Origin of the sequence: Citrobacter sp. NCU1 (assembly GCF_010231475.1) — a bacterium.
Lineage (GTDB): Bacteria > Pseudomonadota > Gammaproteobacteria > Enterobacterales > Enterobacteriaceae > Citrobacter_D.
The window spans coordinates 1-24,926 of record NZ_NRDO01000091.1; the positions used below are offsets into that span (position 1 = coordinate 1).

General features: G+C 52.3%; 26 protein-coding genes and 3 pseudogenes. 20 read left to right on the forward strand and 9 right to left on the reverse strand.

Annotated features, from left to right (window positions below; all coding sequences use genetic code 11):
• The first annotated feature begins 518 nt into the window (after positions 1-518).
• The 4 genes from CJP72_RS22835 (at position 519) to CJP72_RS22850 (ending at position 3,686) form a co-directional block, all read left to right on the forward strand.
• A complete protein-coding gene (locus tag CJP72_RS22835; RefSeq protein WP_162383556.1) occupies positions 519-1,322 on the forward strand; it encodes a tail fiber assembly protein in 804 nt (267 codons plus the stop codon).
• Positions 1,323-1,526: 204 nt separating this feature from the next.
• Positions 1,527-1,946: a translesion error-prone DNA polymerase V autoproteolytic subunit gene (locus tag CJP72_RS22840; protein ID WP_162383577.1), complete on the forward strand. Its 420-nt coding sequence runs from the start codon at positions 1,527-1,529 to the stop codon at positions 1,944-1,946.
• 2 nt (positions 1,947-1,948) lie between these two features.
• The gene (locus CJP72_RS22845) at positions 1,949-3,217 is read left to right on the forward strand and encodes a Y-family DNA polymerase (RefSeq protein ID WP_162383557.1); all 1,269 of its coding nucleotides are present in this window, start codon (positions 1,949-1,951) and stop codon (positions 3,215-3,217) included.
• 226 nt (positions 3,218-3,443) lie between these two features.
• The gene (locus CJP72_RS22850; protein ID WP_162383558.1) at positions 3,444-3,686 is read left to right on the forward strand and encodes a hypothetical protein; all 243 of its coding nucleotides are present in this window, start codon (positions 3,444-3,446) and stop codon (positions 3,684-3,686) included.
• Positions 3,687-3,854: 168 nt separating this feature from the next.
• On the opposite strand, the gene CJP72_RS22855 is transcribed toward CJP72_RS22850, so the two are convergent.
• The 6 genes and pseudogenes from CJP72_RS22855 to CJP72_RS22875 all read right to left on the reverse strand — a co-directional run bounded on the left by CJP72_RS22855 (position 3,855) and on the right by CJP72_RS22875 (position 7,896).
• Positions 3,855-4,529 (reverse strand): SOS response-associated peptidase, encoded by a 675-nt coding sequence (locus CJP72_RS22855; protein ID WP_162383559.1) that lies wholly within the window; start codon positions 4,527-4,529, stop codon positions 3,855-3,857.
• A gap of 245 nt (positions 4,530-4,774) precedes the next feature.
• Positions 4,775-5,152, reverse strand: a pseudogene (locus CJP72_RS22860) (Tn3 family transposase); the annotation flags it as partial.
• Positions 5,153-5,181: 29 nt separating this feature from the next.
• Positions 5,182-6,375: an acyltransferase family protein gene (locus CJP72_RS22865; protein ID WP_162383560.1), complete on the reverse strand. Its 1,194-nt coding sequence runs from the start codon at positions 6,373-6,375 to the stop codon at positions 5,182-5,184.
• A gap of 299 nt (positions 6,376-6,674) precedes the next feature.
• Positions 6,675-6,911: pseudogene (locus tag CJP72_RS22870) on the reverse strand (ClbS/DfsB family four-helix bundle protein); the annotation flags it as partial.
• 326 nt (positions 6,912-7,237) lie between these two features.
• Positions 7,238-7,333: pseudogene (locus CJP72_RS25695) on the reverse strand (hypothetical protein); the annotation flags it as partial.
• Entirely contained in the window at positions 7,330-7,896 is a 567-nt protein-coding gene (locus CJP72_RS22875; RefSeq protein ID WP_162383561.1) for a hydrolase, read from the reverse strand. The pseudogene CJP72_RS25695 and the gene CJP72_RS22875, both read right to left, overlap by 4 nt.
• A 323-nt stretch (positions 7,897-8,219) precedes the next feature.
• On the opposite strand from CJP72_RS22875, the gene aspS reads away from it, so the two are divergent.
• The 6 genes from aspS to ruvB all read left to right on the forward strand — a co-directional run bounded on the left by aspS (position 8,220) and on the right by ruvB (position 13,602).
• Positions 8,220-9,992: an aspartate--tRNA ligase gene (aspS, locus tag CJP72_RS22880; RefSeq protein ID WP_162383562.1), complete on the forward strand. Its 1,773-nt coding sequence runs from the start codon at positions 8,220-8,222 to the stop codon at positions 9,990-9,992.
• 117 nt (positions 9,993-10,109) lie between these two features.
• On the forward strand, positions 10,110-10,562 hold the full coding sequence (gene nudB / locus CJP72_RS22885) for a dihydroneopterin triphosphate diphosphatase (protein WP_162383578.1): 453 nt from the start codon (positions 10,110-10,112) through the stop codon (positions 10,560-10,562).
• A gap of 28 nt (positions 10,563-10,590) precedes the next feature.
• A complete protein-coding gene (locus tag CJP72_RS22890) occupies positions 10,591-11,334 on the forward strand; it encodes a YebC/PmpR family DNA-binding transcriptional regulator (protein WP_162383563.1) in 744 nt (247 codons plus the stop codon).
• Positions 11,335-11,368: 34 nt separating this feature from the next.
• Entirely contained in the window at positions 11,369-11,890 is a 522-nt protein-coding gene (gene ruvC, locus CJP72_RS22895; protein WP_162383564.1) for a crossover junction endodeoxyribonuclease RuvC, read from the forward strand.
• 81 nt (positions 11,891-11,971) lie between these two features.
• Positions 11,972-12,583 (forward strand): Holliday junction branch migration protein RuvA, encoded by a 612-nt coding sequence (gene ruvA / locus CJP72_RS22900; RefSeq protein ID WP_162383565.1) that lies wholly within the window; start codon positions 11,972-11,974, stop codon positions 12,581-12,583.
• 8 nt (positions 12,584-12,591) lie between these two features.
• Complete coding sequence (gene ruvB / locus CJP72_RS22905; protein WP_162383566.1) at positions 12,592-13,602, forward strand: Holliday junction branch migration DNA helicase RuvB; 1,011 nt, start codon at positions 12,592-12,594, stop codon at positions 13,600-13,602.
• Positions 13,603-13,675: 73 nt separating this feature from the next.
• On the opposite strand, the gene znuB is transcribed toward ruvB, so the two are convergent.
• Positions 13,676-14,461 (reverse strand): zinc ABC transporter permease subunit ZnuB, encoded by a 786-nt coding sequence (znuB, locus tag CJP72_RS22910; protein WP_162383567.1) that lies wholly within the window; start codon positions 14,459-14,461, stop codon positions 13,676-13,678.
• Positions 14,458-15,213 (reverse strand): zinc ABC transporter ATP-binding protein ZnuC, encoded by a 756-nt coding sequence (gene znuC, locus CJP72_RS22915; RefSeq protein ID WP_162383568.1) that lies wholly within the window; start codon positions 15,211-15,213, stop codon positions 14,458-14,460. Before znuC ends, znuB begins: the two co-directional genes overlap by 4 nt.
• Positions 15,214-15,291: 78 nt before the next feature.
• Between znuC and znuA the strand changes: the two genes are divergently transcribed.
• The 10 genes from znuA (at position 15,292) to CJP72_RS22965 (ending at position 23,933) form a co-directional block, all read left to right on the forward strand.
• Complete coding sequence (gene znuA / locus CJP72_RS22920) at positions 15,292-16,236, forward strand: zinc ABC transporter substrate-binding protein ZnuA (RefSeq protein WP_162383569.1); 945 nt, start codon at positions 15,292-15,294, stop codon at positions 16,234-16,236.
• 15 nt (positions 16,237-16,251) lie between these two features.
• Positions 16,252-17,574, forward strand: a complete 1,323-nt coding sequence (gene mepM, locus CJP72_RS22925; RefSeq protein WP_162383570.1) for a murein DD-endopeptidase MepM — start codon at positions 16,252-16,254, stop codon at positions 17,572-17,574.
• 259 nt (positions 17,575-17,833) lie between these two features.
• Positions 17,834-18,193 carry a purine nucleoside phosphoramidase gene (hinT, locus tag CJP72_RS22930; protein ID WP_162383579.1) on the forward strand — a complete coding sequence of 120 codons (360 nt, stop codon included), beginning with the start codon at positions 17,834-17,836 and terminating at the stop codon, positions 18,191-18,193.
• Between the two features lie 2 nt (positions 18,194-18,195).
• Positions 18,196-18,570 (forward strand): YcfL family protein, encoded by a 375-nt coding sequence (locus tag CJP72_RS22935; protein ID WP_162383580.1) that lies wholly within the window; start codon positions 18,196-18,198, stop codon positions 18,568-18,570.
• A 13-nt stretch (positions 18,571-18,583) separates the two neighbouring features.
• Positions 18,584-19,228: a penicillin-binding protein activator LpoB gene (gene lpoB, locus CJP72_RS22940; protein ID WP_162383581.1), complete on the forward strand. Its 645-nt coding sequence runs from the start codon at positions 18,584-18,586 to the stop codon at positions 19,226-19,228.
• Complete coding sequence (thiK, locus tag CJP72_RS22945) at positions 19,209-20,033, forward strand: thiamine kinase (RefSeq protein WP_162383571.1); 825 nt, start codon at positions 19,209-19,211, stop codon at positions 20,031-20,033. The genes lpoB and thiK overlap by 20 nt, the downstream gene beginning before the upstream one ends.
• 10 nt (positions 20,034-20,043) lie before the next feature.
• Positions 20,044-21,069 carry a beta-N-acetylhexosaminidase gene (gene nagZ / locus CJP72_RS22950; RefSeq protein WP_162383572.1) on the forward strand — a complete coding sequence of 342 codons (1,026 nt, stop codon included), beginning with the start codon at positions 20,044-20,046 and terminating at the stop codon, positions 21,067-21,069.
• 38 nt (positions 21,070-21,107) lie between these two features.
• Positions 21,108-21,650: an alpha/beta hydrolase YcfP gene (gene ycfP, locus CJP72_RS22955; RefSeq protein WP_162383573.1), complete on the forward strand. Its 543-nt coding sequence runs from the start codon at positions 21,108-21,110 to the stop codon at positions 21,648-21,650.
• A 237-nt stretch (positions 21,651-21,887) separates the two neighbouring features.
• A complete protein-coding gene (gene ndh / locus CJP72_RS22960; RefSeq protein ID WP_162383574.1) occupies positions 21,888-23,192 on the forward strand; it encodes an NADH-quinone dehydrogenase in 1,305 nt (434 codons plus the stop codon).
• A gap of 201 nt (positions 23,193-23,393) precedes the next feature.
• A complete protein-coding gene (locus CJP72_RS22965; RefSeq protein WP_162383575.1) occupies positions 23,394-23,933 on the forward strand; it encodes a glycine zipper 2TM domain-containing protein in 540 nt (179 codons plus the stop codon).
• A 127-nt stretch (positions 23,934-24,060) separates the two neighbouring features.
• Here the strand turns inward: CJP72_RS22965 and comR are convergent, their stop codons facing one another.
• Positions 24,061-24,693: a TetR family copper-responsive transcriptional repressor ComR gene (gene comR, locus CJP72_RS22970; RefSeq protein ID WP_162383576.1), complete on the reverse strand. Its 633-nt coding sequence runs from the start codon at positions 24,691-24,693 to the stop codon at positions 24,061-24,063.
• Positions 24,694-24,926 lie beyond the last annotated feature (233 nt).

A 24,926-nucleotide genomic window follows, 5' to 3' on the forward strand; every position in this document is an offset into this window, starting at 1 on the left:
AATATCAAATGGCCAGGCACCACATGGGTATACCTTGGCGAAGGTCTGACCCTGCGCACCGCTAAAGCGGATGGCTCAGACGCAGGCTCCACGGTTGGTGCTGATTCCGTCACACTGACGGCAGAACAGACACCGGTTCATAGTCATAGTATCGGTGGCAGTACCGGCAGCTCCACGGCTACCAGTGCCACATCCTCATCGTTTGATTACGGGAGTAAGGGTACAGATAGTCAGGGGGCACATACCCACACTATCCCATATGGTGGCGGGGTGCAGTCAGGCGAGGCAGACTTCGGAGTTCCACGGAATGACCAGACTCCAGCCAATACATCCAGTTCTGGATCTCACACCCATACCACATCCATAGGTGCACATACTCACACTGTCACTGTACCAGCTCACAGTCACACATTACCCGCTGCCACCGGCAATGCTGGCGGCGCGGCAGATGGTGGCACAACACCTGTTTCAATCATTCCAAAATCAATATTGGTCATGGTCTGGGTAAGGACTGCGTAATGAAAACTGAAATTATCGATATCTGGAATTATCTGTCAGATTCAAAAAAACTTATTGGTAAAAGCAACGCAGTGAAAAACCAGCTCCCGAAATACTGTACTACCGTGGCACCGCCTGATATTCCGGAAGGTAAAGTGACAGTATTTGATGAAACAAACCAGGTATGGCTGATGCAGGATGACGCCCCGGCCACAGTAACTATTATCCGGGTCTACGGGTATGCCCCGGATACCATGATTTATATCGGGGCAGCCGATGCGATGGTTGACGATATACCCGCGAACTGCACCCTCACAGCTCCGGACGCGGAGCCACTGGCAGGTTATGTTCTGACGTTCGATATTGATTCCGGAACCTGGCGTAGCACAGAGGACCATCGCGGTGAAACAGTCTGGGATACAGCAGACGCGACGGAAATTTATATCAATTTTCCCGGACCGTATCCGGCAGGTTCAACCACGCAATCACCGTCAAGTGTGCCTTATCCGGTGTGGAATGGCTCGCAATGGGTAACAGACGCAGATCAGCAGATGCAGGCTAATATTCGTGCCAACGTCGCCATTTATAACGACCTGATGCTACGAGTGGTTCGTGCACAGTGCCCGCTGCAAAGCGCCGTAGCACAGGGTATTGCGCTAACCCAAAGCCAGCAGGACGTTCTGGCAGAACTTCAGCAATACGCCGTGACGCTGGCTCAGTTCATCCAGTCAGCAGACCTGACACAATCGCCGCTGGTATTTCCCGAATCGCAACCGGGCCTGCTGGAATATCCGGTGTCGTTAAACAGCACATGCGGAGCGTGAACTGTCATATATCTCGTCTGAACATGAACCTCACTACTCAGGGGTTTGCTCTGAACCTCGAACTTGAATAACGGGAAAAAATCCGGCAACCAGGTAAATCATTGAGTTATGCAATGATGATGATCGATGGTGGCTAATGTCATTGATCTCCGCTCAAATAAAATCTACTGTATATAATAACAGTATTAATTGACGGTGATTATGATGCAGTTTTTCACTCCCTCCGGGTTGCGTGCAGTGCAGCCGCTTCCACTCTATGGCGACCTTGTACCCTGTGGTTTTCCAAGCCCCGCAGCAGATTACGTTGAACAGCGTATCGATCTTAACGAGCTACTGATACAGCACCCTAGCGCCACGTATTTCGTTAAGGCATCCGGTGACTCGATGATTGATGCCGGGATCGGTGAAGGCGATTTACTGGTGGTGGACAGTTCACGCAAGGCAGAGCACGGCGATATCGTTATTGCTGCGGTGGACGGGGAATTTACAGTCAAGCGCTTGCAGCTACGGCCAACAGTCCAGCTTAATCCTGAAAACCGCGCCTGGTCACCAATCATCATCGGGAGCGAAGAAACGCTCGATGTTTTTGGTGTGGTGACGTTCATCGTGAAATCGACGGGCTGATCATGTACGCGCTGTGTGATGTGAACTCGTTCTATGCCTCCTGTGAAACCGTATTTCGCCCGGATCTAAAAGGTCGGCCGGTTGTGGTGCTTTCCAACAATGACGGGTGTGTTATTGCACGCAGCGCAGAGGCAAAGAAACTGGGTATCAAAATGGGAGAGCCGTACTTCAGGCAGAAGGATCTTTTCCGCCGCCACGGGGTACTCTACTTCAGTAGCAACTATGAGCTGTATGCGGATATGTCTAACCGGGTGATGACCACGCTGGAAGAAATGGCACCGCGCTGTGAAATCTACTCGATAGACGAGGCATTTTGTGACCTCACTGGTGTACGTAACTGTCGCGATTTGACTGATTTTGGCCGTGAAATCCGGGCTACTGTTTTGCAGCGCACGCATCTGACAGTGGGTGTTGGCATTGCCCAGACCAAGACGCTGGCCAAACTGGCCAACCACGCAGCCAAACAATGGCAGCGGCAGACGGGCGGGGTGGTGGATTTGTCCAATGTCGACCGGCAGCGCAAACTGATGGCCGCGCTGCCGGTTGATGAAGTCTGGGGTATCGGTCGGCGGATCTCGAAAAAACTGGAGGCGATGGGGATCCAGACCGTTCTGCAGCTCGCTGATACCGACATCCGTTTTATCCGTAAACATTTTAACGTCGTGCTTGAACGCACGGTGCGTGAGTTACGCGGAGAACCCTGCCTGGCGCTGGAAGAATTCGCGCCAGTGAAACAGGAAATTATCTGTTCCCGCTCTTTTAGCAGTCGTATCACGGAGTATGAAGAAATGCGCCAGGCGATCTGTAGCTATGCCTCACGGGCGGCAGAGAAGCTGCGTGGCGAGCACCAGTATTGCCGTTTTATCTCGGCATTTGTGAAGACCAGCCCGTTCGCACTGAACGAACCCTATTACGGTAATAATGCCTCCGTGAAGCTGCTGACGCCCACGCAGGACAGCCGTGACATCATCAGTGCCGCCATCCGTTGTCTGGACGCAATATGGAAAGACGGTTATCGGTATCAGAAAGCAGGGGTGATGCTGGGTGATTTTTTCAGTCAGGGCATTGCCCAGCTCAACTTGTTCGATGATAACGCGCCGCGCCCGGGCAGTGAGAAGCTGATGGAGGTACTGGATAAGCTCAACGCGAAAGACGGCAGGGGGACTCTGTACTTTGCCGGACAGGGTATCCAGCCACAGTGGCAGATGAAAAGAGAAATGCTGTCTCCACGTTATACCACTCGTTACTCAGATTTGCTGGTGGTGAGGTAACTTGCATTAACGGCGATTTATCTAACGACGTTCTATGTTTGGGGTCGCTCATAACTGAAAGTCGGCTATGAGCGAGGAGCGGAATAAAACCTTTCATGCCTTTACGATCTAACGGCTACATAGCGCAAAATCTCAATGCTGAATCTGGCCTACTGAAAACTCCGCTGTACGAAACCTGTTCGATTAGATATGTTATTTCTGCGTTCATACTGTCTTGGAGCATCACATGCCAGAATACTGTTTTTATAAGAAAGGGAATCAAGTCTCCGCCTTGGACAGTTCTGACGCGGAAAAATCCGCGCAACTTGCCAGAGACGGCTGGGAGAAGCTCTTTGAAGAAGTCCTCGCGACTGATGCTGAAAGCGCACTTGCCAGGCTCGCGGACATGCGCAAAGAGGAGATTCTTACGGAGCACGCCTTTATGACGGGTTCTGTGTTCAGTGGCATCGTTACTGCTATTCTGAGATAGCTTCAGCGAACCTCTTCGACTGCCCCTACAGCTACTAACATTTAACCTAAAATCTATATATCGCATCTTTAACCGCACGCTAAATGGCATTGTCCGTTTCTGGCACGAAGCTGACGGTCAGAGTCGGTTTACTCAGAACAACAGCAGTTTCTGCACTGATGAACTTATTCAATTATTAACAGAGTCAATCAATTCAGAACCTTGGTTTTTTACGTTCCCTACGGCGCGGGATACTGCATGCCAGGTAAAGTTTTCAGCAGATACAGCTCCATCTTCTACAATTTGCTCCACTTCTTTTCCTCCAATATCCTGCCGCATCCACTCACGAGCAGCTTCCGGTGACAGCACCAGCGGCTGGCGATCATGAATATCTACCAGCCCTTTATCCGCTGCAGTAGTGACAATCAGGAACCCCTCAGCCTCATCACCACATTCAAATGGTGTACTGCCAATGGCGGCCATAAATAATGGCTGACCGTCGATACGATGAATGAAGTAGGGTTGTTTTTTACCGCCTTCGGTCTTCCATTCAAACCAGCCATCAGCAAATACAATTGCCCGGCCATGTAGCCACAGCGGCTTAAACATCCGGCTGGTGGCCGCAGTTTCAACACGGGCATTAATCAGCGGTGATTTATCCCACCATCCTGGCGCATAGCCCCAGAACACGGGATCAAGATGCAACTGTTCGTCACGTTCGCTCAGCAACAGGACTTTGGTGCCTGGCGCGACGTTGAATCGTCTAATAGGTTCTGGATCGTATGGGATGTCGCGTTCGGCTTCTTCTGAGAGTATGGAGAGATAGTCTTCACGCGTCATTGACTGTGAAAAGCGCCCGCACATAGAAACCTCCAGCCAGATGTCAGACTGAAAGTATAGGGCAGGGAGAAAAAGTGGTGCGCACCGGTAATGATTTAAAAAGGAGCTTGTAAGGTAAACCGGAATGATGACTTTGTGAATTGATGAATTCCTAAACTGAAATTATTCGCAAATCATAGCGTTCGATAACGACTCGGTTGCAAGATTTGACGGCATTATTCCCCAGTAATTCCCCAAAACTTCCCCGTTCAGACTAACAGTCACCAGATCTTTGCAACAGAGCCCCTGCGCTGTCCGTAACAAATTGTCCGCGCTACTGCATGGCGACCCTCTCCCCGATTGAGTTGCGTCAGGATCCGGCGACGATAATCTTCATCATCAATATAATTAAGAACATACAGTGTCTTGTTGACGCGCCCCACCTCCATGATGGCCAGCCCGGACGGTCGTGAGCTTTTGAGTAGTGAGCTAATGAGTTCTGAAGCATGGATGGTTCCCAGCTTCAGCGAACCCGCGGTTCTCATCGTTTCATCCCACTGATTTTCTGCCTTCGACAGATCTGCACATCCACGAGCCAACTCATCAAGTGCATCGTAATTTGCCGATTTATCCACCCGCCAGAATACCGCTTCACCGGCATCATGTAGTTAATTTGATGGAACACAGTGTCGCCGATTTACTTCTCTTGCTTCACTGACTGTGGCCACAGCCGTTTAACGCCCTGCCAACGGCGCAGCCTGCGCTGTATCGGTCGCTCAAAACCTGCGTAACTCAGCCAGGATATGGCCAGCAGCAGTGTCAGTACCGAGAGGGTCGCGAGGATCCCCAACAGTGGATTGGTCTGGGCATACCACCAGTCGGTGAATTCTGGAGCTAGATAGTGGATAAGTTCGCAGCCTGTGAGTAACACCAGAACGTGCCAAAGATAGAGAGAGTAGGAGAGATCCCCCAGCCAGTTGGTGACACGATTGTCGAGTAGGCACAGCAGCAGACTCTGGCGCTCAGCCTGCGCCGCAGCAATCCAGATCAGCAGAACGTAGGAACCAATCAGCAACAGGGTCAATGATGGCGTCATGGTAAATTGCAGCAGCACCCAGGGCAGGGCAAAAGCCAGCAACAGCGGCAAATCCCGCCTCATAATGGGCAGATGCAAGCTTGCCTTGATCCTGGGCAGCAGCCAGAGCCCAAGCACGAATTCACTCATCCCTCGCCCTACCGCCAGCACCCCGCTGGTGACGTCCAGGGTGCCCTGGCGGTGAACGATAAACGCAAGCACCATGAATGCCAGCAGCGGGGTGAGATGGCTCCAGCGGTTGCGGGTGACCGCAAGCGGAATGAACAGCGGGAACAGCAGGTAGCTTATCCACTCTACGCTCAGGGACCAGGCGGCGAAGTTCCAGGTCAACCCATGGTCTGTGACCACCTGCAGCAGCAAGAAGGCGCTCGGCAGAGCTTCTACCGGCGTGAACGGGGAGCCGAAGGGCGGCATGCCTTCCCACTCCCACATCTTGAATAGGGGGCCTGCAAAGAAGCCTATCTGATGCTGGGCCTTATAGAGTTCCCATCCAACCAGCAACAACAGAGTAACGAGATAGAGGGGGTAGACTCGGGTCAGTCGCAGCCAGAGAAATCGACCATAGCCGATGGTGCGACCAGGGCCGCGACAGACCTCCCCATAGACGTGGGCCAGTACCAGCCCGCTCAGAATGAAGAAGAGATCGACCCAGAGGTAGCCGTTCTCGATAAGTTGAGTCACTTCGGCGATCGACTCCTTCCACTGAGGAAACAGCAACAACCTGGCGTGGAACAGCACCACCATTAGGGCAGCAATACCCCGCAGCGGTGTTAACAGCGGCAATGATTGATTCATGTTGAGGTCCTTGTGATGTTCAGCTTGGCCTGGCATCGTTTTGTTGTTATGCAGGCCCTTTGTTCCCACAGCCTCGGCTCATGGAGGTTATAGACGAAATCACAATACGTAAAAAAAGAGCAATATGGTTGTGGTTTTTATCATAAATATGCATTTATGAAGAATAAATAGGGTATTGCCGCACTGGTGCGGCGTCAACAGTGGCCACATTCGGGTCGCTGGAGTAGCCGACCACGACCCGTTAGTTGGGGCGTTGTTTCCCAAATCCTGCCAGGTCGAACGGAACTTCTGATGCAATGGGGGATATCGACAGGCAGACCTTTAGCATCAGAAGTGATCCACTTTACAACAAGAGCATTCCATCCAAGCAGATACGAAACGAGGTCACATACACTCATTTCCGTTCCTTTGGCGTGTCCATCCATTGATTTATCTGAAGTAACTTCTGGTGGGATTGCGTTGAGGTAACTAATTAATTTGCTAAAATTTTTATCAATAGCTAAAAGTAGTTCAGCTTTTGTTTGCGGCACACTCATAAGAATTCCATCTCATGTAAAAAGAGACACCATAAAGGCACTGTGTGGTGTATGAACATTAATCAATTATGTACCGCCCACCACAACAGGGGAAGACCCTAACTTATACAGTGTCAACGGTTAAGCATACAGCATTTCAGAAGAGAACTTTGGGGCATGGATGGGGCAGAAAAGTGATTTTTGGGACGGTTTGGGGCATTGGTGGGGCATTTCTACTCATGTAAACTTTGGTGATTTTCATATGAGTTGTATTTATATGCCTATGATTAAGCTAAAGAATACACATGCTCTTGGGCGTTCTTTAGTGATTTTTAAAATAGCCGCGTCACGCAATTGAAGTGGCGGGCATAATCTTCAAGACTGGTTATCCCCAGTCGCAGCCATTTTGGGTGCGACCATTGTGGCAATCCGATGTAAATCATAGCGCCTGCAGGATCTCTTCCACGCGACGCACGCGGGCAATGCGCGGGAAAATGTGCGTTACGCTGCTTTGGTGTTGCTCGGGACTTCCTGCGCTGCAGGCATCTTCGACAATGACCAGCCGAAAGCCCAGTTCCCAGGCGTTGCGGGCCGTGGATTCTACGCCGATATTGGTGGCTATTCCGCACAGGACGAGCGTGTCAATGCCGCGACGGCGCAGTTGCAGTTCCAGATCAGTGCCGTAAAACGCCCCCCACTGGCGTTTAGTGATCTCAATATCGCTGTCGGCTTTGCCCAATGCTGCCGGGTAGCGCCACCAGTTTTCCGGCAACGCTTTCGCAGGGGATGGCGCATCGACGGGCTGTTTTAAGGCTTCTGCGTAATCCGGCGACCAGCCGACACGCACCATCACCACCGGTGAGCCGTGAGCACGGAATTTTTCCGCCAGTCGGGCGGCGCGTTCCACGACGTCTGGTGCGGTATGTGGGCCTCCGGCGAAGGGTAAAATGCCCTCCTGTAAATCAATGACCACCAGCGCGGTGGTAGAGGCGTTCAGTTCCAGCATGATGACTCCCGTATTTTCAACGCTATTGCGGTCTATCTTAGTCACGGTGTTTGAGGTGTGGGGCAACAAATTTTGTTAATTTTTTTGCGTATACGCAATACCTGTGTCGCAAACACGCGTACAGTCAATGCCGGGTTCGGAGTCTGTTCTGGTTCAAAGTGGTAAGTAATCGAGCCTGGATGGGATAGACTCTTATCGTGCGGCAGAATTTCCAGTATAATAGCCGCCTTTTTTCATTCAGTTGTGACATTCAGCTAACGCTGCGACTTCGTCACCTGCGAGGCAGGCGACACTCCGCCTGCGGCAAAGTTAAGGGATATCTCATGCGTACAGAATATTGCGGACAGTTACGTCTGTCCCACGAGGGGCAGCAAGTGACTCTGTGTGGTTGGGTCAACCGTCGTCGTGATCTTGGTAGCCTGATCTTTATCGATATGCGCGACCGCGAAGGTATCGTGCAGGTATTTTTCGATCCGGATCGTGCGGACGCATTAAAGCTGGCCTCCGAACTGCGTAATGAGTTCTGCATCCAGGTTACGGGTACCGTACGTGCGCGTGACGCAAAGAACGTTAACGCCGATATGGCGACTGGCGAAATTGAAGTACTGGCGTCCGATCTGACCATCATCAACCGTTCAGAATCACTGCCGCTGGACTCTAATCACGTTAATACCGAAGAAGCTCGTCTGAAATATCGCTATCTGGATCTGCGTCGTCCGGAAATGGCGCAGCGTCTGAAAACGCGTGCCAAAATTACCAGTCTGGTGCGTCGTTTTATGGACGACCACGGTTTCCTCGATATCGAAACCCCCATGCTGACCAAAGCCACGCCGGAAGGCGCGCGTGACTATCTGGTGCCTTCGCGCGTTCACAAAGGTAAATTCTACGCGCTGCCGCAGTCTCCTCAGTTGTTCAAACAGCTGCTGATGATGTCTGGCTTTGACCGTTACTATCAGATCGTAAAATGCTTCCGGGACGAAGACTTACGTGCCGATCGCCAGCCTGAATTTACCCAGATCGATGTGGAAACCTCCTTCATGACGGCACCGCAGGTGCGTGAAGTGATGGAAGCGCTGGTGCGTAATCTGTGGCTGGAAGTGAAAGGTGTGGATCTGGGTGATTTCCCAATCATGACTTTCGCCGAGGCTGAACGTCGTTACGGTTCCGATAAACCGGATCTGCGTAACCCGATGGAATTGGTGGACGTTGCCGATCTGCTGAAGTCCGTCGATTTCGCCGTATTCTCCGGTCCGGCGAACGATCCAAAAGGCCGCGTTGCTGCTCTGCGAGTGCCGGGTGGTGCCAGCTTAAGCCGTAAGCAAATCGACGACTACGGTAACTTTATTAAGATCTACGGAGCGAAAGGTCTGGCGTATATTAAAGTGACTGAACGCGCGAAAGGTCTGGAAGGGATCACCAGCCCTGTTGCCAAATTCCTGAACGCGGAAATCGTGGAAGCGATTTTGGATCGTACCGCTGCGCAAGATGGCGATATGATTTTCTTCGGCGCCGACAACAAGAAAGTGGTTGCTGACTCTATGGGCGCGCTGCGCCTCAAACTGGGTAAAGATCTGAACCTGACCGACGAAACCAAATGGGCACCGTTGTGGGTCATCGACTTCCCGATGTTTGAAGACGACGGCGAAGGTGGTCTGACGGCGATGCACCATCCGTTTACTGCACCGAAAGACATGACGGCTGCTGAGTTGAGCGCCGCGCCGGAAGATGCCGTTGCCAATGCTTACGATATGGTTATTAACGGCTACGAAGTGGGTGGCGGCTCTGTTCGTATCCACAACGGCGACATGCAGCAAACCGTGTTTGGAATTCTGGGCATTAACGAACAAGAGCAGCGCGAGAAATTCGGCTTCCTGCTGGATGCGCTGAAATACGGTACGCCGCCGCATGCAGGCCTGGCGTTTGGTCTGGATCGTCTGACCATGCTGCTGACGGGCACCGATAACATTCGTGACGTTATTGCCTTCCCGAAAACCACGGCTGCAGCCTGCCTGATGACTGAAGCGCCAAGCTTTGCTAATGAAGCGGCGCTGGCGGAACTGAGCATTCAGGTTGTGAAGAAGGCCGAGAATAACTGATATGGCTGCTGTACACGAAATCATTCGCGTTGCATCGCGGCGGCAACTGAGTGAATACCCATGAGCATAGATAACTATGTGAATGGGATGAACGATGGCAGCCAACAAAGAGGCAGCGTGAAGGATAAAGTGTATAAGCGTCCCGTTTCGGTTCTGGTTGTTATTTTTGCAGAAGATACGAAGCGGGTGCTGATGTTACAGCGACGCGACGATCCTGATTTCTGGCAGTCGGTCACAGGCAGTCTGGAAGAGGGTGAAACCGCGTCGCAAGCCGCCATGCGCGAAGTAAAGGAAGAGGTCACCATTGATGTTGCGAAAGAGCAACTGACCTTAATAGACTGCCAGCGCACGGTGGAGTTCGAGATTTTTAGCCATTTACGTCATCGCTATGCGCCGGGAATCGAACGTAATACCGAATCCTGGTTTTGCCTGGCACTCCCCTCTGAACGAGAGATCGTGTTCACCGAACATTTGACCTATCGTTGGGTTAATGCGCACGAGGCTGCACAGTTAACCAAGTCGTGGAGTAACCGGCAGGCGATTGAAGAGTTTGTAATTAACGTCGCCTGAGAAGGCGCGCTTTTTGGAGATATTATTTATGGCAGGTCATAGTAAATGGGCCAACACCAGACATCGCAAAGCAGCGCAGGATTCTAAGCGCGGCAAGATTTTCACCAAGATCATTCGTGAGCTGGTGACGGCCGCCAAGCTGGGTGGCGGCGATCCGGACGCTAACCCACGTCTGCGTGCAGCTATAGATAAAGCGCTGTCTAACAACATGACGCGTGACACACTGAACCGTGCAATCGCGCGTGGCGTGGGCGGTGATGAAGATACAAATATGGAAACCATCATCTATGAAGGTTATGGTCCAGGCGGCACCGCGGTGATGATTGAATGTTTGTCCGACAACCGTAACCGTACGGTTGCGGAAGTGCGTCACGCATTCAGCAAAACCGGCGGTAACCTGGGTACCGACGGTTCCGTAGCGTATCTGTTCAGCAAAAAAGGCGTTATCTCCTTTGAAAAGGGCGACGAAGACACCATCATGGAAGCTGCGCTGGAAGCTGGTGCTGAAGACGTTGTGACCTACGACGATGGCGCGATTGACGTCTATACCGCGTGGGAAGAGATGGGCAAAGTGCGTGACGCTCTGGAAGCCGCCGGTCTGAAAGCCGACAGCGCTGAAGTCTCAATGATCCCGTCGACTAAAGCGGACATGGATGCGGAAACCGCACCTAAACTGATGCGTCTGATCGACATGCTGGAAGATTGTGATGACGTGCAGGAAGTTTACCACAACGGTGAAATCTCCGATGAGGTTGCTGCTACCTTAGAATGACGTGGTTGAGCGATAAGATAACAGGAGATGCGTGATGTCTATTATTCTCGGCATTGACCCGGGGTCGCGCATCACCGGTTATGGCGTGATCCGCCAGGTGGGCAGGCAACTGACCTACCTGGGCAGCGGATGCATTCGTACTAAAGTGGATGATTTACCGTCGCGCCTGAAGCTGATTTATGCAGGTGTGTCGGAAATCATTACCCAGTTTCAGCCGGACTACTTTGCCATTGAGCAGGTATTTATGGCGAAGAACGCGGATTCGGCGCTCAAATTGGGTCAGGCACGTGGTGTGGCGATTGTCGCTGCTGTGAATCAGGATCTGCCGGTGTTTGAATATGCGGCACGTCAGGTCAAGCAAACCGTCGTCGGGATTGGCAGCGCGGAGAAAAGCCAGGTGCAGCATATGGTGCGTACCTTGCTTAAACTCCCTGCTAACCCGCAGGCGGATGCCGCCGATGCGCTGGCGATTGCGATCACCCACTGCCACGTGAGCCAAAACGCGATGCATATGAGCGACTCCAGGCTCAATCTGGCGCGTGGACGACTACGATAATAACAAATCAGGCTGGATAAATATCCAGCCTTTTTTTATGATATCGCATTACCTTTTTAGCCATTAACGCAGGAGCGTCATGTGATAGGCAGACTCAGAGGCATTATTCTCGAAAAACAACCCCCGTTAGTGCTGCTGGAGACGGGCGGTGTCGGCTATGAAGTCCATATGCCGATGACCTGCTTCTATGAACTGCCGGAAGCGGGGCAGGAGGCGATTATCTTCACCCATTTTGTGGTGCGTGAAGATGCCCAACTGCTGTATGGCTTTAACAATAAACAGGAACGTACCCTGTTTAAAGAATTGATCAAAACTAACGGCGTTGGCCCTAAGCTGGCACTGGCAATCCTCTCCGGCATGTCGGCGCAACAGTTTGTGAATGCGGTTGAACGCGAAGAGCTAGGCGCGCTGGTCAAACTGCCGGGTATTGGTAAGAAAACGGCTGAACGTTTGATTGTCGAAATGAAAGATCGTTTCAAAGGTTTGCATGGCGATCTGTTTACGCCTGCCGCTGATCTGGTGCTGACCTCTCCGGCCAGCCCGGCTACGGATGATGCGGAACAGGAAGCGGTTGCCGCGCTGGTGGCGCTGGGCTATAAACCTCAGGAAGCCAGCCGGATGGTCAGCAAAATTGCCCGCCCGGATGCCAGCAGTGAAACAATGATCCGCGAAGCGCTCCGCGCCGCGCTGTGAGGTAGAGGATGATAGAAGCAGACCGCCTGATTTCAGCAGAAAGCACGTTGCCAGAAGATGTGGCAGACCGGGCGATTCGTCCCAAACTGTTGGCGGAGTATATTGGCCAGCCGCAGGTACGCTCGCAAATGGAGATTTTTATCCAGGCGGCAAAGCTGCGCGGTGATGCGCTCGACCATCTGCTGATTTTCGGCCCGCCGGGTCTGGGTAAAACCACGCTGGCGAACATTGTTGCCAATGAAATGGGGGTAAACCTGCGCACCACCTCCGGCCCGGTGCTGGAGAAAGCAGGGGATCTGGCGGCGATGCTCACCAACCTCGAACCTCACGATGTTCTGTTTATCGACGAAATTCACCGCCTGTCTCCGGTGGTCGAAGAGGTCTTGTACCCGGCGATGGAGGACTATCAGCTTGATATCATGATTGGTGAAGGCCCTGCGGCGCGTTCGATAAAAATCGATCTGCCTCCGTTTACCCTGATTGGCGCAACCACCCGTGCCGGTTCATTAACCTCCCCGCTGCGCGATCGTTTTGGTATCGTTCAACGCCTGGAGTTTTACCAGGTTGCGGATCTACAGCATATCGTCGGACGTAGCGCTCGCTATATGGGGCTGGAGATGAGTGATGAAGGCGCGCTGGAAGTCGCCCGCCGCGCGCGCGGTACGCCGCGTATCGCCAACCGTCTGCTGCGCCGCGTGCGTGACTTTGCCGAAGTGAAGCATGACGGCACCATCTCGGCGGATATTGCCGCTCAGGCGTTGGATATGCTCAACGTTGATGCGGAAGGGTTCGACTATATGGATCGCAAACTGTTGCTGGCGGTGATTGATAAGTTCTTCGGTGGACCTGTCGGGCTGGATAACCTGGCTGCGGCTATCGGTGAAGAGCGCGAAACCATTGAGGACGTGCTGGAACCTTATCTGATTCAACAGGGCTTTTTACAGCGCACTCCTCGAGGGCGTATGGCGACGGTTCGTGCGTGGAATCACTTTGGGATTACGCCGCCGGAAATGCCCTGAGCGTAGCGCCGGGTAGCGATGCCCACATCTCATCCGGCCAATAAAGACAGCGCATCCGGTAAAAAAACAGGCCTCAGTTGGCCTGTTTTTTCATCATGGTGAGGATAAACAGCAGTGCCGCGCACAGAACGACCGAAGGGCCGGCAGGCGTATCGTAAAATGCAGAAAAGGTCAGCCCGCCTGTAACCGCTACCATTCCTACAATCACCGCAACGCCCGCCATCTGCTCTGGCGTGCGGGCAAATCGACGCGCCGTAGCGGCGGGGATAATCAGTAATGATGTGATGATCAGCGCGCCGACAAACTTCATTGCCACCCCGATGGTTAATGCCGTCACCAGCATCAGCAGCAGTTTCACGCGCTGAATTTTCACCCCATCCACAAACGCCAGGTCTGGGCTGATGGTCATGGACAGCAAATTGCGCCACTGCCAGAACAAAATCGCCAGAACAATGATGACGCCAACGGCGATGGAGATCAGATCTTCAGGCGTTACTGCCAGTAAATCGCCAAACAGATAAGCCATCAAATCGACACGAATGTTCGACATCAGGCTGACCACCACCAGACCCAGCGACAGGGCGCTGTGCGCCATAATGCCCAGCAGCGTATCGATAGCAAGATGAGGGCGCTTCTCAAGCCACACCAAACCAGCCGCAAGTATCAGCGTGACGGCGATAACCGCGTAAAACGGATTGACATCCAGCAGCAGACCAAATGCCACGCCTAACAGCGAAGCATGCGCCAGCGTATCGCCAAAATATGACATTCGACGCCAGACCACGAACGAGCCCAGCGGACCTGCGGCGCAGGCCAGCATGATCCCGGCGAACCAGCCAGGTAACAAGAATTCAATCATGAGTGACCATTTCCCCGGCGTAATACGATACGGCCCTGTAAATCATGGCGATGATTATGATGATGGCGATAAATGCCTAATTGCTCTGCCCCGCGCGGCCCAAACATGGAGATAAACTCCGGGTGCATTGAGACAATTTCCGGTGTGCCAGAGCAGCAAATGTGGTGATTCAGACACAGTACTTCGTCTGTTTTGGCCATCACCAGGTGTAGGTCATGCGATACCATCAACACCGCGCAGTCGAGTTCGCGACGCAACTGGTCAATGAGATCGTAAAGAGCCACCTGACCATTGACGTCGACGCCCTGCGTCGGTTCATCCAGCACCAGCAATTGCGGTTGATTCAATAATGCGCGTGCCAACAGGACTCGTTGCGTTTCCCCGCCGGATAATTTTTGCATGGGCGCATTAATCAAATGACCTGCCTGAACGCGTTTTAGCGCAGGAAGAATGTCTGATTTATGCGTGCCAGGACGTAAGCGTAAAAAACGGTTTACAGTGAGGGGGAGGGTGGTATCGAGAAACAGTTTCTGCGGGACATAGCCGACGCGCAGTTGACCGCTGCGCTTGATAACGCCTTCATCAGGTGTTACGAGCCCTAATACCACGCGTACCAGGGTGGACTTTCCAGCACCATTAGGGCCAAGGAGAGTCAAAATTTTTCCGGGTCTGAGTTCAAGCGACACGTCAGAAAGGACGCGGCGTTGACCATAAGAAACCGAGACATTTTCCAGTGAAACCAAAGTCGTCATGTCAATTTTAGGCTTGCAGAAGTTATAGAATGTTATAATATCACATTCCACATATTCATTACGATGATTAGTTGCATTATGTTACATAAAAATACGCTTCTTTTCGCAGCATTATCCGCTGCTCTTTGGGGGAGTGCAACACACGCCGCAAATGCCGCTGTCGTCACCTCTCTTAAGCCGCTGGGTTTTATCGCTTCCGCGATTGCAGAGGGTGTAACAGAGACCGAGGTTTTATTGCCGGATGGTGCCTCGGAACATGATTACTCACTGCGTCCCTCCGACGTAAAACGCTTACAGGGCGCGGACTTAGTGGTCTGGATTGGTCCGGAGATGGAAGCGTTCATGGAAAAGTCAGTAAAGAACATTCCCGAGGCAAAACAGGTCACGATTGCGCAGCTTCCATCAGTGAAACCGTTGCTCATGAAAGGGGGGGATGATGATGATGACGGGCATGACCATAAGCCTGCTCATGATGAAAAAGGTGACGACCATCACCATCACGGCGACTACAACATGCATCTTTGGCTTTCCCCAGAGATAGCGCGGGCTTCAGCGGTTGCAATCCACGAAAAATTAGTGGAACTTATGCCGCAAAGTCGAGCCAAACTTGACGCCAACCTGAAGGATTTTGAGGCACAATTAGCCCAAACCGATAAACAGGTCGGTAACGAGCTCGCACCGCTCAAGGGGAAAGGGTATTTCGTTTTTCACGACGCTTATGGTTACTACGAAAAACACTTCGGACTGACGCCGCTTGGTCACTTCACCGTCAACCCTGAGATTCAACCTGGTGCGCAGCGTTTACATGAAATACGAACACAGTTGGTTGAGCAAAAAGCAACCTGCGTTTTTGCTGAGCCACAGTTCAGGCCAGCGGTCGTTGAAGCCGTTGCGAGAGGGACATCCGTTCGAATGGGAACGTTGGATCCCCTCGGAACGCGTATTACACTGGGTAAAACGAGCTATTCAGCGTTTCTGACTCAATTAGCGAACCAGTATGCGAGCTGCCTGAAAGGAGATTAACGAGGAAGTGAATACGTGCAACAGATAGCCCGCTCTGTCGCCCTGGCATTTAATAATCTGCCCAGACCCCATCGCGTTATGCTGGGGTCTCTTACTGTTCTGACACTTGCTGTCGCGGTGTGGCGCCCATACGTTTATCATCCAGAGTCCGCGCCTATCGTTAAAACCATCGAACTGGAGAAAACTGAGATTCGGTCGCTGCTGCCTGAGGCGAGCGAACCTATCGATCAGGCTGCGCAGGAAGATGAAGCGATTCCTCAGGATGAACTGGATGACAAAACCTCAGATGAGGTGGGTGTCCACGAATATGTGGTCTCCACCGGCGATACGCTGAGTAGCATTCTGAACCAGTACGGCATTGAGATGGGCGATATCAGCCAGCTCGCTGCCGCAGACAAAGAATTGCGTAACCTGAAAATTGGTCAACAACTCTCCTGGACACTAACCGCAGACGGCGATTTACAGCGTTTAACCTGGGAAGTCTCCCGCCGCGAAACCCGGACTTACGATCGTACGGCTGCCAATGGCTTTAAGATGAGCAGCGAGATGCAGCAAGGTGACTGGGTTAACAGCCTGATGAAAGGCACCGTCGGCGGCAGTTTTGTCTCCAGTGCGAAAGAGGCAGGACTCACCAGCGCGGAAATCAGTGCCGTAATCAAAGCTATGCAGTGGCAGATGGACTTCCGCAAACTGAAAAAAGGCGATGAATTCTCGGTACTGATGTCACGTGAGATGTTGGATGGCAAACGTGAGCAAAGCCAGTTATTGGGCATTCGGTTACGTTCTGACGGTAAAGACTACTACGCAATTCGCGCCGAGGACGGTAAGTTCTACGATCGCAATGGTACCGGACTTGCCAAAGGATTTATGCGTTTCCCGACGGCGAAACAGTTCCGCATTTCGTCCAACTTTAACCCTCGTCGTCTGAATCCGGTTACCGGGCGTGTTGCGCCACATAAAGGCGTCGATTTCGCTATGCCGCAAGGTACGCCGGTACTGTCGGTGGGTGACGGTGAAGTCGTCGTGGCAAAACGCAGCGGTGCGGCGGGTTACTATGTGGCGATCCGTCATGGACGCACCTACACCACCCGATATATGCACTTGCGTAAACTGTTGGTGAAACCGGGGCAAAAAGTGAAACGCGGCGATCGCATTGCGCTTTCAGGGAATACCGGAAGATCAACCGGTCCGCATCTGCACTACGAAGTATGGGTCAACCAGCAGGCGGTGAACCCGCTGACGGCGAAACTACCGCGTACTGAAGGGCTGACAGGATCGGATCGTCGTGATTACCTGGCCCAGGTGAAGGACGTGCTGCCGCAGCTGCGCTTCGACTAACCCGTTTCAAATGTTCCTCTAAAACCGGTACACGATGTGTGCCGGTTTTTTTTTGTGTCCGCCAGACGGTTCGCCAGAAACGGCGGGGTTGCTTCAAAAGGGGGAAATGGCTATAAGCGCAGCACCAGATACGCTTTTACTTAAAAATCGCGGGTTAAAGTTGAAAGAGATTGAGTAACTCGCTCATACTCTATACTCGCAATGTGGCTCAGCGTAGCATGGTGAAACGTAAGGGCTAATTATGAAAAAGGAAAACGTCGTGGCAGAAGAAACTATTTTCAGCAAAATCATCCGTCGTGAAATTCCCTCGGATATCGTTTATCAGGATGAACTGGTCACTGCATTTCGTGATATCTCTCCCCAGGCACCGACACATATCCTCATTATTCCTAATATTCTGATCCCAACGGTGAATGACGTTACGGCTGAGCACGAGCAGGCGCTGGGTCGGATGATCACGGTGGCGGCGAAAATCGCCGAACAGGAAGGTATTGCTGATGACGGCTATCGTTTAATCATGAATACCAATCGCCATGGTGGACAAGAGGTGTATCACATCCATATGCACCTGTTAGGCGGTCGCGCACTGGGTCCAATGCTTGCGCATAAAGGTCTCTGATGATGACGAGAGGATGCGTTGCGCTGTCTTTGGCTGTGTTGTTACTCGTCGGTTGCCGCTCACATCCTGAAATACCGGTGAGTGATGAGCAGACTCTGGTCATGGAATCAACGTTACTGGCGGCGGGGATCACCGCTGAGCCTCCGGCGTTGACGACGTCCGATATTCAGACTTCTGCCTCCTCGCGACTTTATAACGAAAGACAAGAACCCGTTACCGTTCATTATCGTTTTTATTGGTATGACGCCAGAGGACTGGAAATGCACCCTCTGGAGAAGCCGCGTAGCGTAACCATCCCGGCGCACTCGCCGGTTACGCTATACGGAAGCGCCAATTATCTGGGGGCGCACAAAGTTAGACTTTATCTTTATTTGTAAGAGGTGAATCTTGATAACTAAAATACATCGCTACGCACTGGTAGCTGCGCTGGCGATATTCCTCTCGGGTTGTGTGGCCCAACGAGAACAACCGGCACCGGTCGATGAGGCAAAACCGACACCTGAGCAACCTGTTCAGCCGGAGCAACCAGTGCCCGTTGTGCCGACGGTGCCGACGGTTCCTCAGCAGCCGGGTCCTATTGAGCATGAAGATCAGACAGCGCAACCCGCGCCGCGCGTTCGTCACTATGACTGGAACGGCGCCATGCAACCGATGGTCGGCAAAATGTTGCAGGCAGGCGGGATCGCGGCAGGAAATGTTCTGCTGGTCGACAGCGTAAACAACCGTACCAATGGCTCCCTCAATGCGGGTGAAGCAACGGAAACGTTACGCAATGCGTTGGCGAATAACGGCAAATTTACGCTGGTCTCAGTGCAGCAGTTATCACTGGCGAAACAACAACTAGGTTTGTCCCCGCACGACAGTCTGGGGACGCGCAGTAAAGCCATCGGGATTGCCCGCAACGTTGGCGCGCAGTATGTGCTCTATTCGAGTGCTACGGGTAACGTCAATGCCCCAACGCTGCAAATGCAGCTCATGCTGGTGCAAACTGGCGAGATAATCTGGTCGGGTAAAGGTGCAGTCCAGCAACAGTAACCGGCTGACGCGCGACGAGGTTTTGTCGCGCTATTTCCCGCAATACCATCCCGTCGCCGCGAACAACCGCGGATTAAGCGGCGGGAGCGTCATCATTGAAAATGCGACCCATCGCCTGGTTCTTCGTTGTCACCATGATCCTCAGGCGCCGGAGTCGCATTTTTTACGACAGTACCGGGCGCTGTCACGCTTGCCTGACACGCTCGTCACCCGGCCCCGATTCTATACGCCAGGCTGGATGGCCGTGGACTATTTAGCGGGCGACGTAAAATCCGGATTACCGGACGCCGACGCGCTGGCCGGCTTGCTGTATCATCTGCATCAGCAACCATGCTTTGGCTGGCGAGTAACACTGCTGCCATTGCTGGAGCGATACTGGCAATGTTGTGATCCTGCTCGCCGGACGCCTGACTGGCTAAGAAGGTTAAAACGCCTGCGAACAGCGCGTGAACCTCGTCCTCTGCGTCTCGGGCCATTGCATATGGATGTACATGGCGGCAATCTGGTGCACACGGCGTCAGGGTTACGATTGATTGACTGGGAATATGCCGGCGACGGTGATATCGCGCTGGAACTGGCGGCGGTGTGGGTAGATGATGCGTCCCAGCATCAACAGTTGGTCGCCGCCTATGCTAAACGCGCGCATATTGATCCCCGATGCCTCTGGCGACAGGTCAGATTGTGGCATCCCTGGGTGATGATGCTGAAAGCGGGATGGTTTGAGTACCGCTGGCAACAGACCGGTGAACAACAATTTATCAGGCTGGCCGATGAAACCTGGCGTCAGCTAACAACGAAAAAATAAGGAGAGCAGTGTGGGCCCAGTGATGTTGGATGTTGAAGGATTTGAACTGGATGCCGAAGAGCGCGAGATCCTTGCGCATCCGCAGGTAGGCGGTCTCATTCTCTTCACCCGTAATTACCATGATCCGGAACAGTTGCGGGAACTGGTGCGCCAAATTCGGGCGGCGTCGCGCAATCATCTGGTCGTCGCGGTCGATCAGGAAGGCGGACGCGTGCAGCGTTTTCGCGAAGGCTTTACTCGCTTACCGGCCGCGCAATCTTTTGCCGCGTTGCTGGGGCTGGAAGAGGGCGGGAAGTTGGCTCAAGAGGCGGGCTGGCTGATGGCCAGTGAAATGATCGCCATGGATATTGATATCAGCTTTGCCCCGGTTCTTGATGTCGGACATATCAGCGCGGCCATCGGTGAGCGTTCTTATCATGCCGATCCCCAAAAAGCGTTGGCAATGGCGACGCGCTTCATTGAGGGTATGCATGCGGCGGGAATGAAAACCACCGGGAAACACTTCCCGGGCCACGGGGCGGTTACGGCGGACTCCCATAAAGAAACACCTCGCGACCCTCGTCCCGAAGCGGAAATCCGCGCCAAAGATATGTCTGTCTTTCAGGCGTTGATCACCGACAACAAGCTCGACGCCATTATGCCTGCGCACGTGATTTACAGCGATGTGGATCCGCGTCCGGCGAGTGGCTCTGCGCACTGGCTGAAAACAGTACTGCGCGGTGAACTGGGATTTGACGGCGTGATTTTCTCTGATGACCTGTCGATGGAAGGCGCGGCTATTATGGGCAGCTACGCAGAACGTGGTCAGGCTTCACTGGATGCAGGTTGCGATATGATCCTGGTCTGCAATAATCGTAAAGGTGCGGTCAGCGTGTTAGATAATCTGTCGCCGATCAATGCAGAACGTGTTACACGTTTGTATCATAAAGGTTCATTTTCGCGCCAGGAACTCATGGATTCTGAGCGCTGGAAAACCGTCAGCGCCCAGCTTATCCAACTGCATGAACGCTGGCAGGAAGAGAAAGCAGGTCATTAATACTCCCTTCACGGGAGTCGGGTTTTGGTGAGGATGCGATGATTATCTATTTACACGGTTTTGACTCGAACAGTCCGGGTAACCACGAGAAAGTGCTGCAACTGCAATTTATTGACCCGGATGTCAGGCTGATCAGCTACAGCACGAGGCATCCTAAACATGATATGCAGCATCTGCTTAAAGAAGTGGACAAAATGTTGCAGCTCAACGTGGACGATCGCCCTTTGATCTGCGGTGTGGGGTTGGGTGGCTACTGGGCGGAACGGATCGGTTTTCTGTGTGATATTCGCCAGGTGGTGTTTAATCCGAATCTGTTCCCTTATGAGAACATGGAAGGCAAAATCGACCGTCCGGAAGAGTACGCTGATATTGCCACCAAGTGCGTTACCAACTTTAGGGAAAAGAACCGCGATCGTTGCCTGGTGATCCTTTCTCGCCATGATGAAACCTTGAACAACCAACGCTCGTCAGAAGAGCTGCACCATTTCTATGAAATTGTGTGGGATGAAGAGCAAACCCACAAGTTCAAGAATATCTCCCCTCATTTGCAGCGAATCAAAGCCTTTAAGACCCTGGGTTAAGACGGTCAGACTGTTTTGCAAAACCAGCTTTCGGGCTGGTTTTTTTGTGTCTGTGGCAAGTGTTGTTTAACTTTTCAGCGAGAAAACTTGATACACATCAATTTTGGTATGACCAATGAACCGTTCGTGTTATTCTCACTGTCGAAGTCGTTTTTCATTGTCGTAACTTGTTGTTAATTAAAGGCTATATTCATAACGTTTAATTAACAATTGGTTAATTAATTTGAGGGGGTCACCTTGACTACACCATTGAAAAAAATCGTGATTGTCGGCGGTGGTGCTGGCGGGCTGGAAATGGCGACGCAGTTGGGCAAAAAACTGGGCCGCAAGAAAAAAGCGAAAATCACCCTGGTGGACAGAAACCACAGCCATCTGTGGAAACCGCTGCTGCATGAAGTGGCGACCGGTTCACTGGATGAAGGTGTAGATGCGCTGAGCTATCTGGCGCATGCGCGCAACCATGGCTTCCAGTTTCAGCTCGGGTCTGTGATGGATATCGATCGTGAAGCAAAAACAATAACCATTGCCGAACTGCGTGATGAAAAAGGCGACCTGCTGGTGCCGGAGCGTAAGATTGCCTATGACACGCTGGTAATGGCGCTGGGAAGTACGTCCAATGACTTCAATACGCCTGGCGTGAAAGAGCACTGCATTTTCCTCGATAACCCGCATCAGGCGCGTCGTTTCCATCAGGAGATGCTGAACCTGTTTTTGAAATACTCGGCTAACCTGGGGGCGAACGGTAAGGTTAACATCGCCATTGTCGGCGGTGGCGCAACGGGCGTCGAGCTTTCGGCTGAGCTGCATAATGCGGTGAAACAACTGCACAGTTACGGTTACAAAGGGCTGACCAACGAAGCGCTGAATGTGACATTGGTTGAGGCCGGAGAACGCATCCTGCCAGCATTGCCGCCGCGAATTTCCGGCGCAGCGCATAGCGAATTGACCAAACTGGGCGTACGGGTGTTGACGCAGACGATGGTGACCAGTGCTGATGAGGGCGGACTTCACACCAAAGATGGCGAATACATCGAAGCCGATTTGATGGTGTGGGCAGCAGGCATCAAAGCGCCAGACTTTATGAAGGATATTGGCGGTCTGGAAACCAACCGTATCAATCAACTGGTGGTGGAACCGACTCTGCAAACCTCGCGTGATCCTGATGTATATGCCATTGGCGACTGCGCATCCTGTGCGCGTCCGGAAGGGGGCTTTGTGCCGCCACGTGCTCAGGCGGCACACCAGATGGCATCCTGCGCGATGAACAATATCCTGGCGCAGATGAACGGTAAACCGCTGAAGGCGTACCAGTACAAAGATCACGGCTCGCTGGTTTCGCTGTCCAACTTCTCTACCGTGGGAAGTTTGATGGGGAATCTGACGCGCGGGTCAATGATGGTGGAAGGGCGCATCGCGCGCTTTGTCTATATTTCGCTGTATCGTATGCACCAGATTGCATTGCACGGCTACTTCAAAACCGGGTTGATGATGCTGGTGGGCAGTATTAACCGTGTGATTCGTCCACGTCTGAAACTGCATTAATGATCGCGTTACTCACCGGCCATCCGTGCCGGTGGGTATTTTTAACGAATTCCCTCTCATTATTCGTCGTTATGCGCTTCAGAGTTCTCTGAATCATCCTGTTTCGCCGCTCAAACCCACACTTTTCATCCGTTGTCTGATTTGCTTACTCCCTCAACCCGTTGCAAAATTGTTACTAATAGCAAAAAAGGAGGAGTTCCCGTGAATAAATCAATGTTGGCGGGTATCGGGATTGGCGTAGCGGCTGCGCTGGGTGTCGCGGCTGTCGCTGGTCTTAATGTCTTAGACCGTGGCCCGCAGTATGCTCAGGTTGTTTCTGCGACACCGATTAAGGAAACGGTTAAAACTCCGCGTCAGGAGTGCCATAACGTTACAGTCACACATCGTAAACCGGTAAAAGATGAAAACCGTATCGCTGGCTCCGTATTGGGTGCAGTTGCCGGGGGTGTCATTGGCCATCAGTTTGGCGGTGGTAGCGGTAAAGATGTTGCTACGGTTGTTGGTGCGCTGGGCGGCGGTTATGCCGGTAACCAGATCCAGGGCTCAATGCAGGAAAATGACACTTACACTTCAACGCAGCAGCGTTGCAAAACGGTGTATGACAAGTCTGAAAAGATGCTGGGTTATGATGTCACTTACAAAATTGGTGACCAGCAGGGGAAAATTCGCATGGACAAAGATCCTGGAACGCAGATCCCTCTGGATAACAACGGTCAGCTCATTTTGACTAACAAAGCATAAAAAAGCTGTTCTCTGCACATTTGCCCCTCATTCGCTCAGGCTGAGGGGCTTTTTTCGTCTGCCATGCAACAACGACGGGTGTTGTTGCGAAGCAGTATCAGGAGAACAACGTTCCCTGGTCAACGGACTATTTCAGCATCTCAGGCCACAGTTTTAGCGTGGTGTGGGTGATCAACATCAACTTCTCGAATGTTGCGCCTTCGCGGGCGCTGATCGACATTCCCTGCACTATACAGTTCAGAAACTCCGCCAGACTTTGCGGATCACAGTGTGCTGGAATTTCGCCCCGTTCTTGTCGTTGACGGAGGAATTGGGTCAGGGTCTGTTCCTGCATCGCATGGCGTGATTTGACCGTATGCGCAATATCATGGGAAGAGGCTGCCAGCGTCGCGGACGTATTAATCAGAAAGCATCCGGCGGGGGTCTCTTTGCTGGTAAAGCAGCTTGCAACGGCGGTGAAATAATCTTCGAGCGCCGATTCCACACTTTTTTCTTCGCAGAAGAGCTGCGCTTCGTGCTTTGCCGCAAAACGGCTAATGTAGCGATCCAGCACGGCGCGAAATAACCCTTCCTTGTTGGTAAATTCCGCATACAGCGTCGGCGCTTTCGCACCGGTTGCTTCAACGAGATCGGAGAGCGATGTCGCTTCGTAGCCATGTTGCCAGAAGAGTGTCATGGCCTTATCAAGCGCGGCTTCCCTGTCGAACACTTTTGGTCGGCCACGGCTTTTTTTTGCGCAACTTGTCGGGGCAGTTGTCATGGTGCCGTTGTACCAGGTTGGGTTTGTTGAACAACCATTATAAAAATAAACCCGCTCAGTCTCCAGCGTATTAAGGATAAAAATAAATTAATCTTACTGTGCTGAAAAATAAGGTATTTATAAATAAATTAACGGGCATTATAAAAATACATTGACGTGTGACCTGGATCACATCTATCATTTAGCTATCGATCGTTAAGTTAATCGTAACGACATCATTCATCTGCTACAGG

Coding starts and splice junctions, on each gene's coding strand:
- znuA (WP_162383569.1), top strand. CDS start 15,292: ATGTTACATAAAAATACGCTTCTTTTCGCAGCATTATCCGCTGCTCTT.
- CJP72_RS22840 (WP_162383577.1), top strand. CDS start 1,527: ATGCAGTTTTTCACTCCCTCCGGGTTGCGTGCAGTGCAGCCGCTTCCA.
- ruvC (WP_162383564.1), top strand. CDS start 11,369: ATGTCTATTATTCTCGGCATTGACCCGGGGTCGCGCATCACCGGTTAT.
- CJP72_RS22850 (WP_162383558.1), top strand. CDS start 3,444: ATGCCAGAATACTGTTTTTATAAGAAAGGGAATCAAGTCTCCGCCTTG.
- CJP72_RS22845 (WP_162383557.1), top strand. CDS start 1,949: ATGTACGCGCTGTGTGATGTGAACTCGTTCTATGCCTCCTGTGAAACC.
- CJP72_RS22875 (WP_162383561.1), bottom strand. CDS start 7,896: ATGCTGGAACTGAACGCCTCTACCACCGCGCTGGTGGTCATTGATTTA.
- CJP72_RS22855 (WP_162383559.1), bottom strand. CDS start 4,529: ATGTGCGGGCGCTTTTCACAGTCAATGACGCGTGAAGACTATCTCTCC.
- CJP72_RS22835 (WP_162383556.1), top strand. CDS start 519: ATGAAAACTGAAATTATCGATATCTGGAATTATCTGTCAGATTCAAAA.
- znuB (WP_162383567.1), bottom strand. CDS start 14,461: ATGATTGAATTCTTGTTACCTGGCTGGTTCGCCGGGATCATGCTGGCC.
- ruvB (WP_162383566.1), top strand. CDS start 12,592: ATGATAGAAGCAGACCGCCTGATTTCAGCAGAAAGCACGTTGCCAGAA.
- comR (WP_162383576.1), bottom strand. CDS start 24,693: ATGACAACTGCCCCGACAAGTTGCGCAAAAAAAAGCCGTGGCCGACCA.
- ycfP (WP_162383573.1), top strand. CDS start 21,108: ATGATTATCTATTTACACGGTTTTGACTCGAACAGTCCGGGTAACCAC.
- CJP72_RS22935 (WP_162383580.1), top strand. CDS start 18,196: ATGACGAGAGGATGCGTTGCGCTGTCTTTGGCTGTGTTGTTACTCGTC.
- znuC (WP_162383568.1), bottom strand. CDS start 15,213: ATGACGACTTTGGTTTCACTGGAAAATGTCTCGGTTTCTTATGGTCAA.
- CJP72_RS22890 (WP_162383563.1), top strand. CDS start 10,591: ATGGCAGGTCATAGTAAATGGGCCAACACCAGACATCGCAAAGCAGCG.
- aspS (WP_162383562.1), top strand. CDS start 8,220: ATGCGTACAGAATATTGCGGACAGTTACGTCTGTCCCACGAGGGGCAG.
- CJP72_RS22865 (WP_162383560.1), bottom strand. CDS start 6,375: ATGAATCAATCATTGCCGCTGTTAACACCGCTGCGGGGTATTGCTGCC.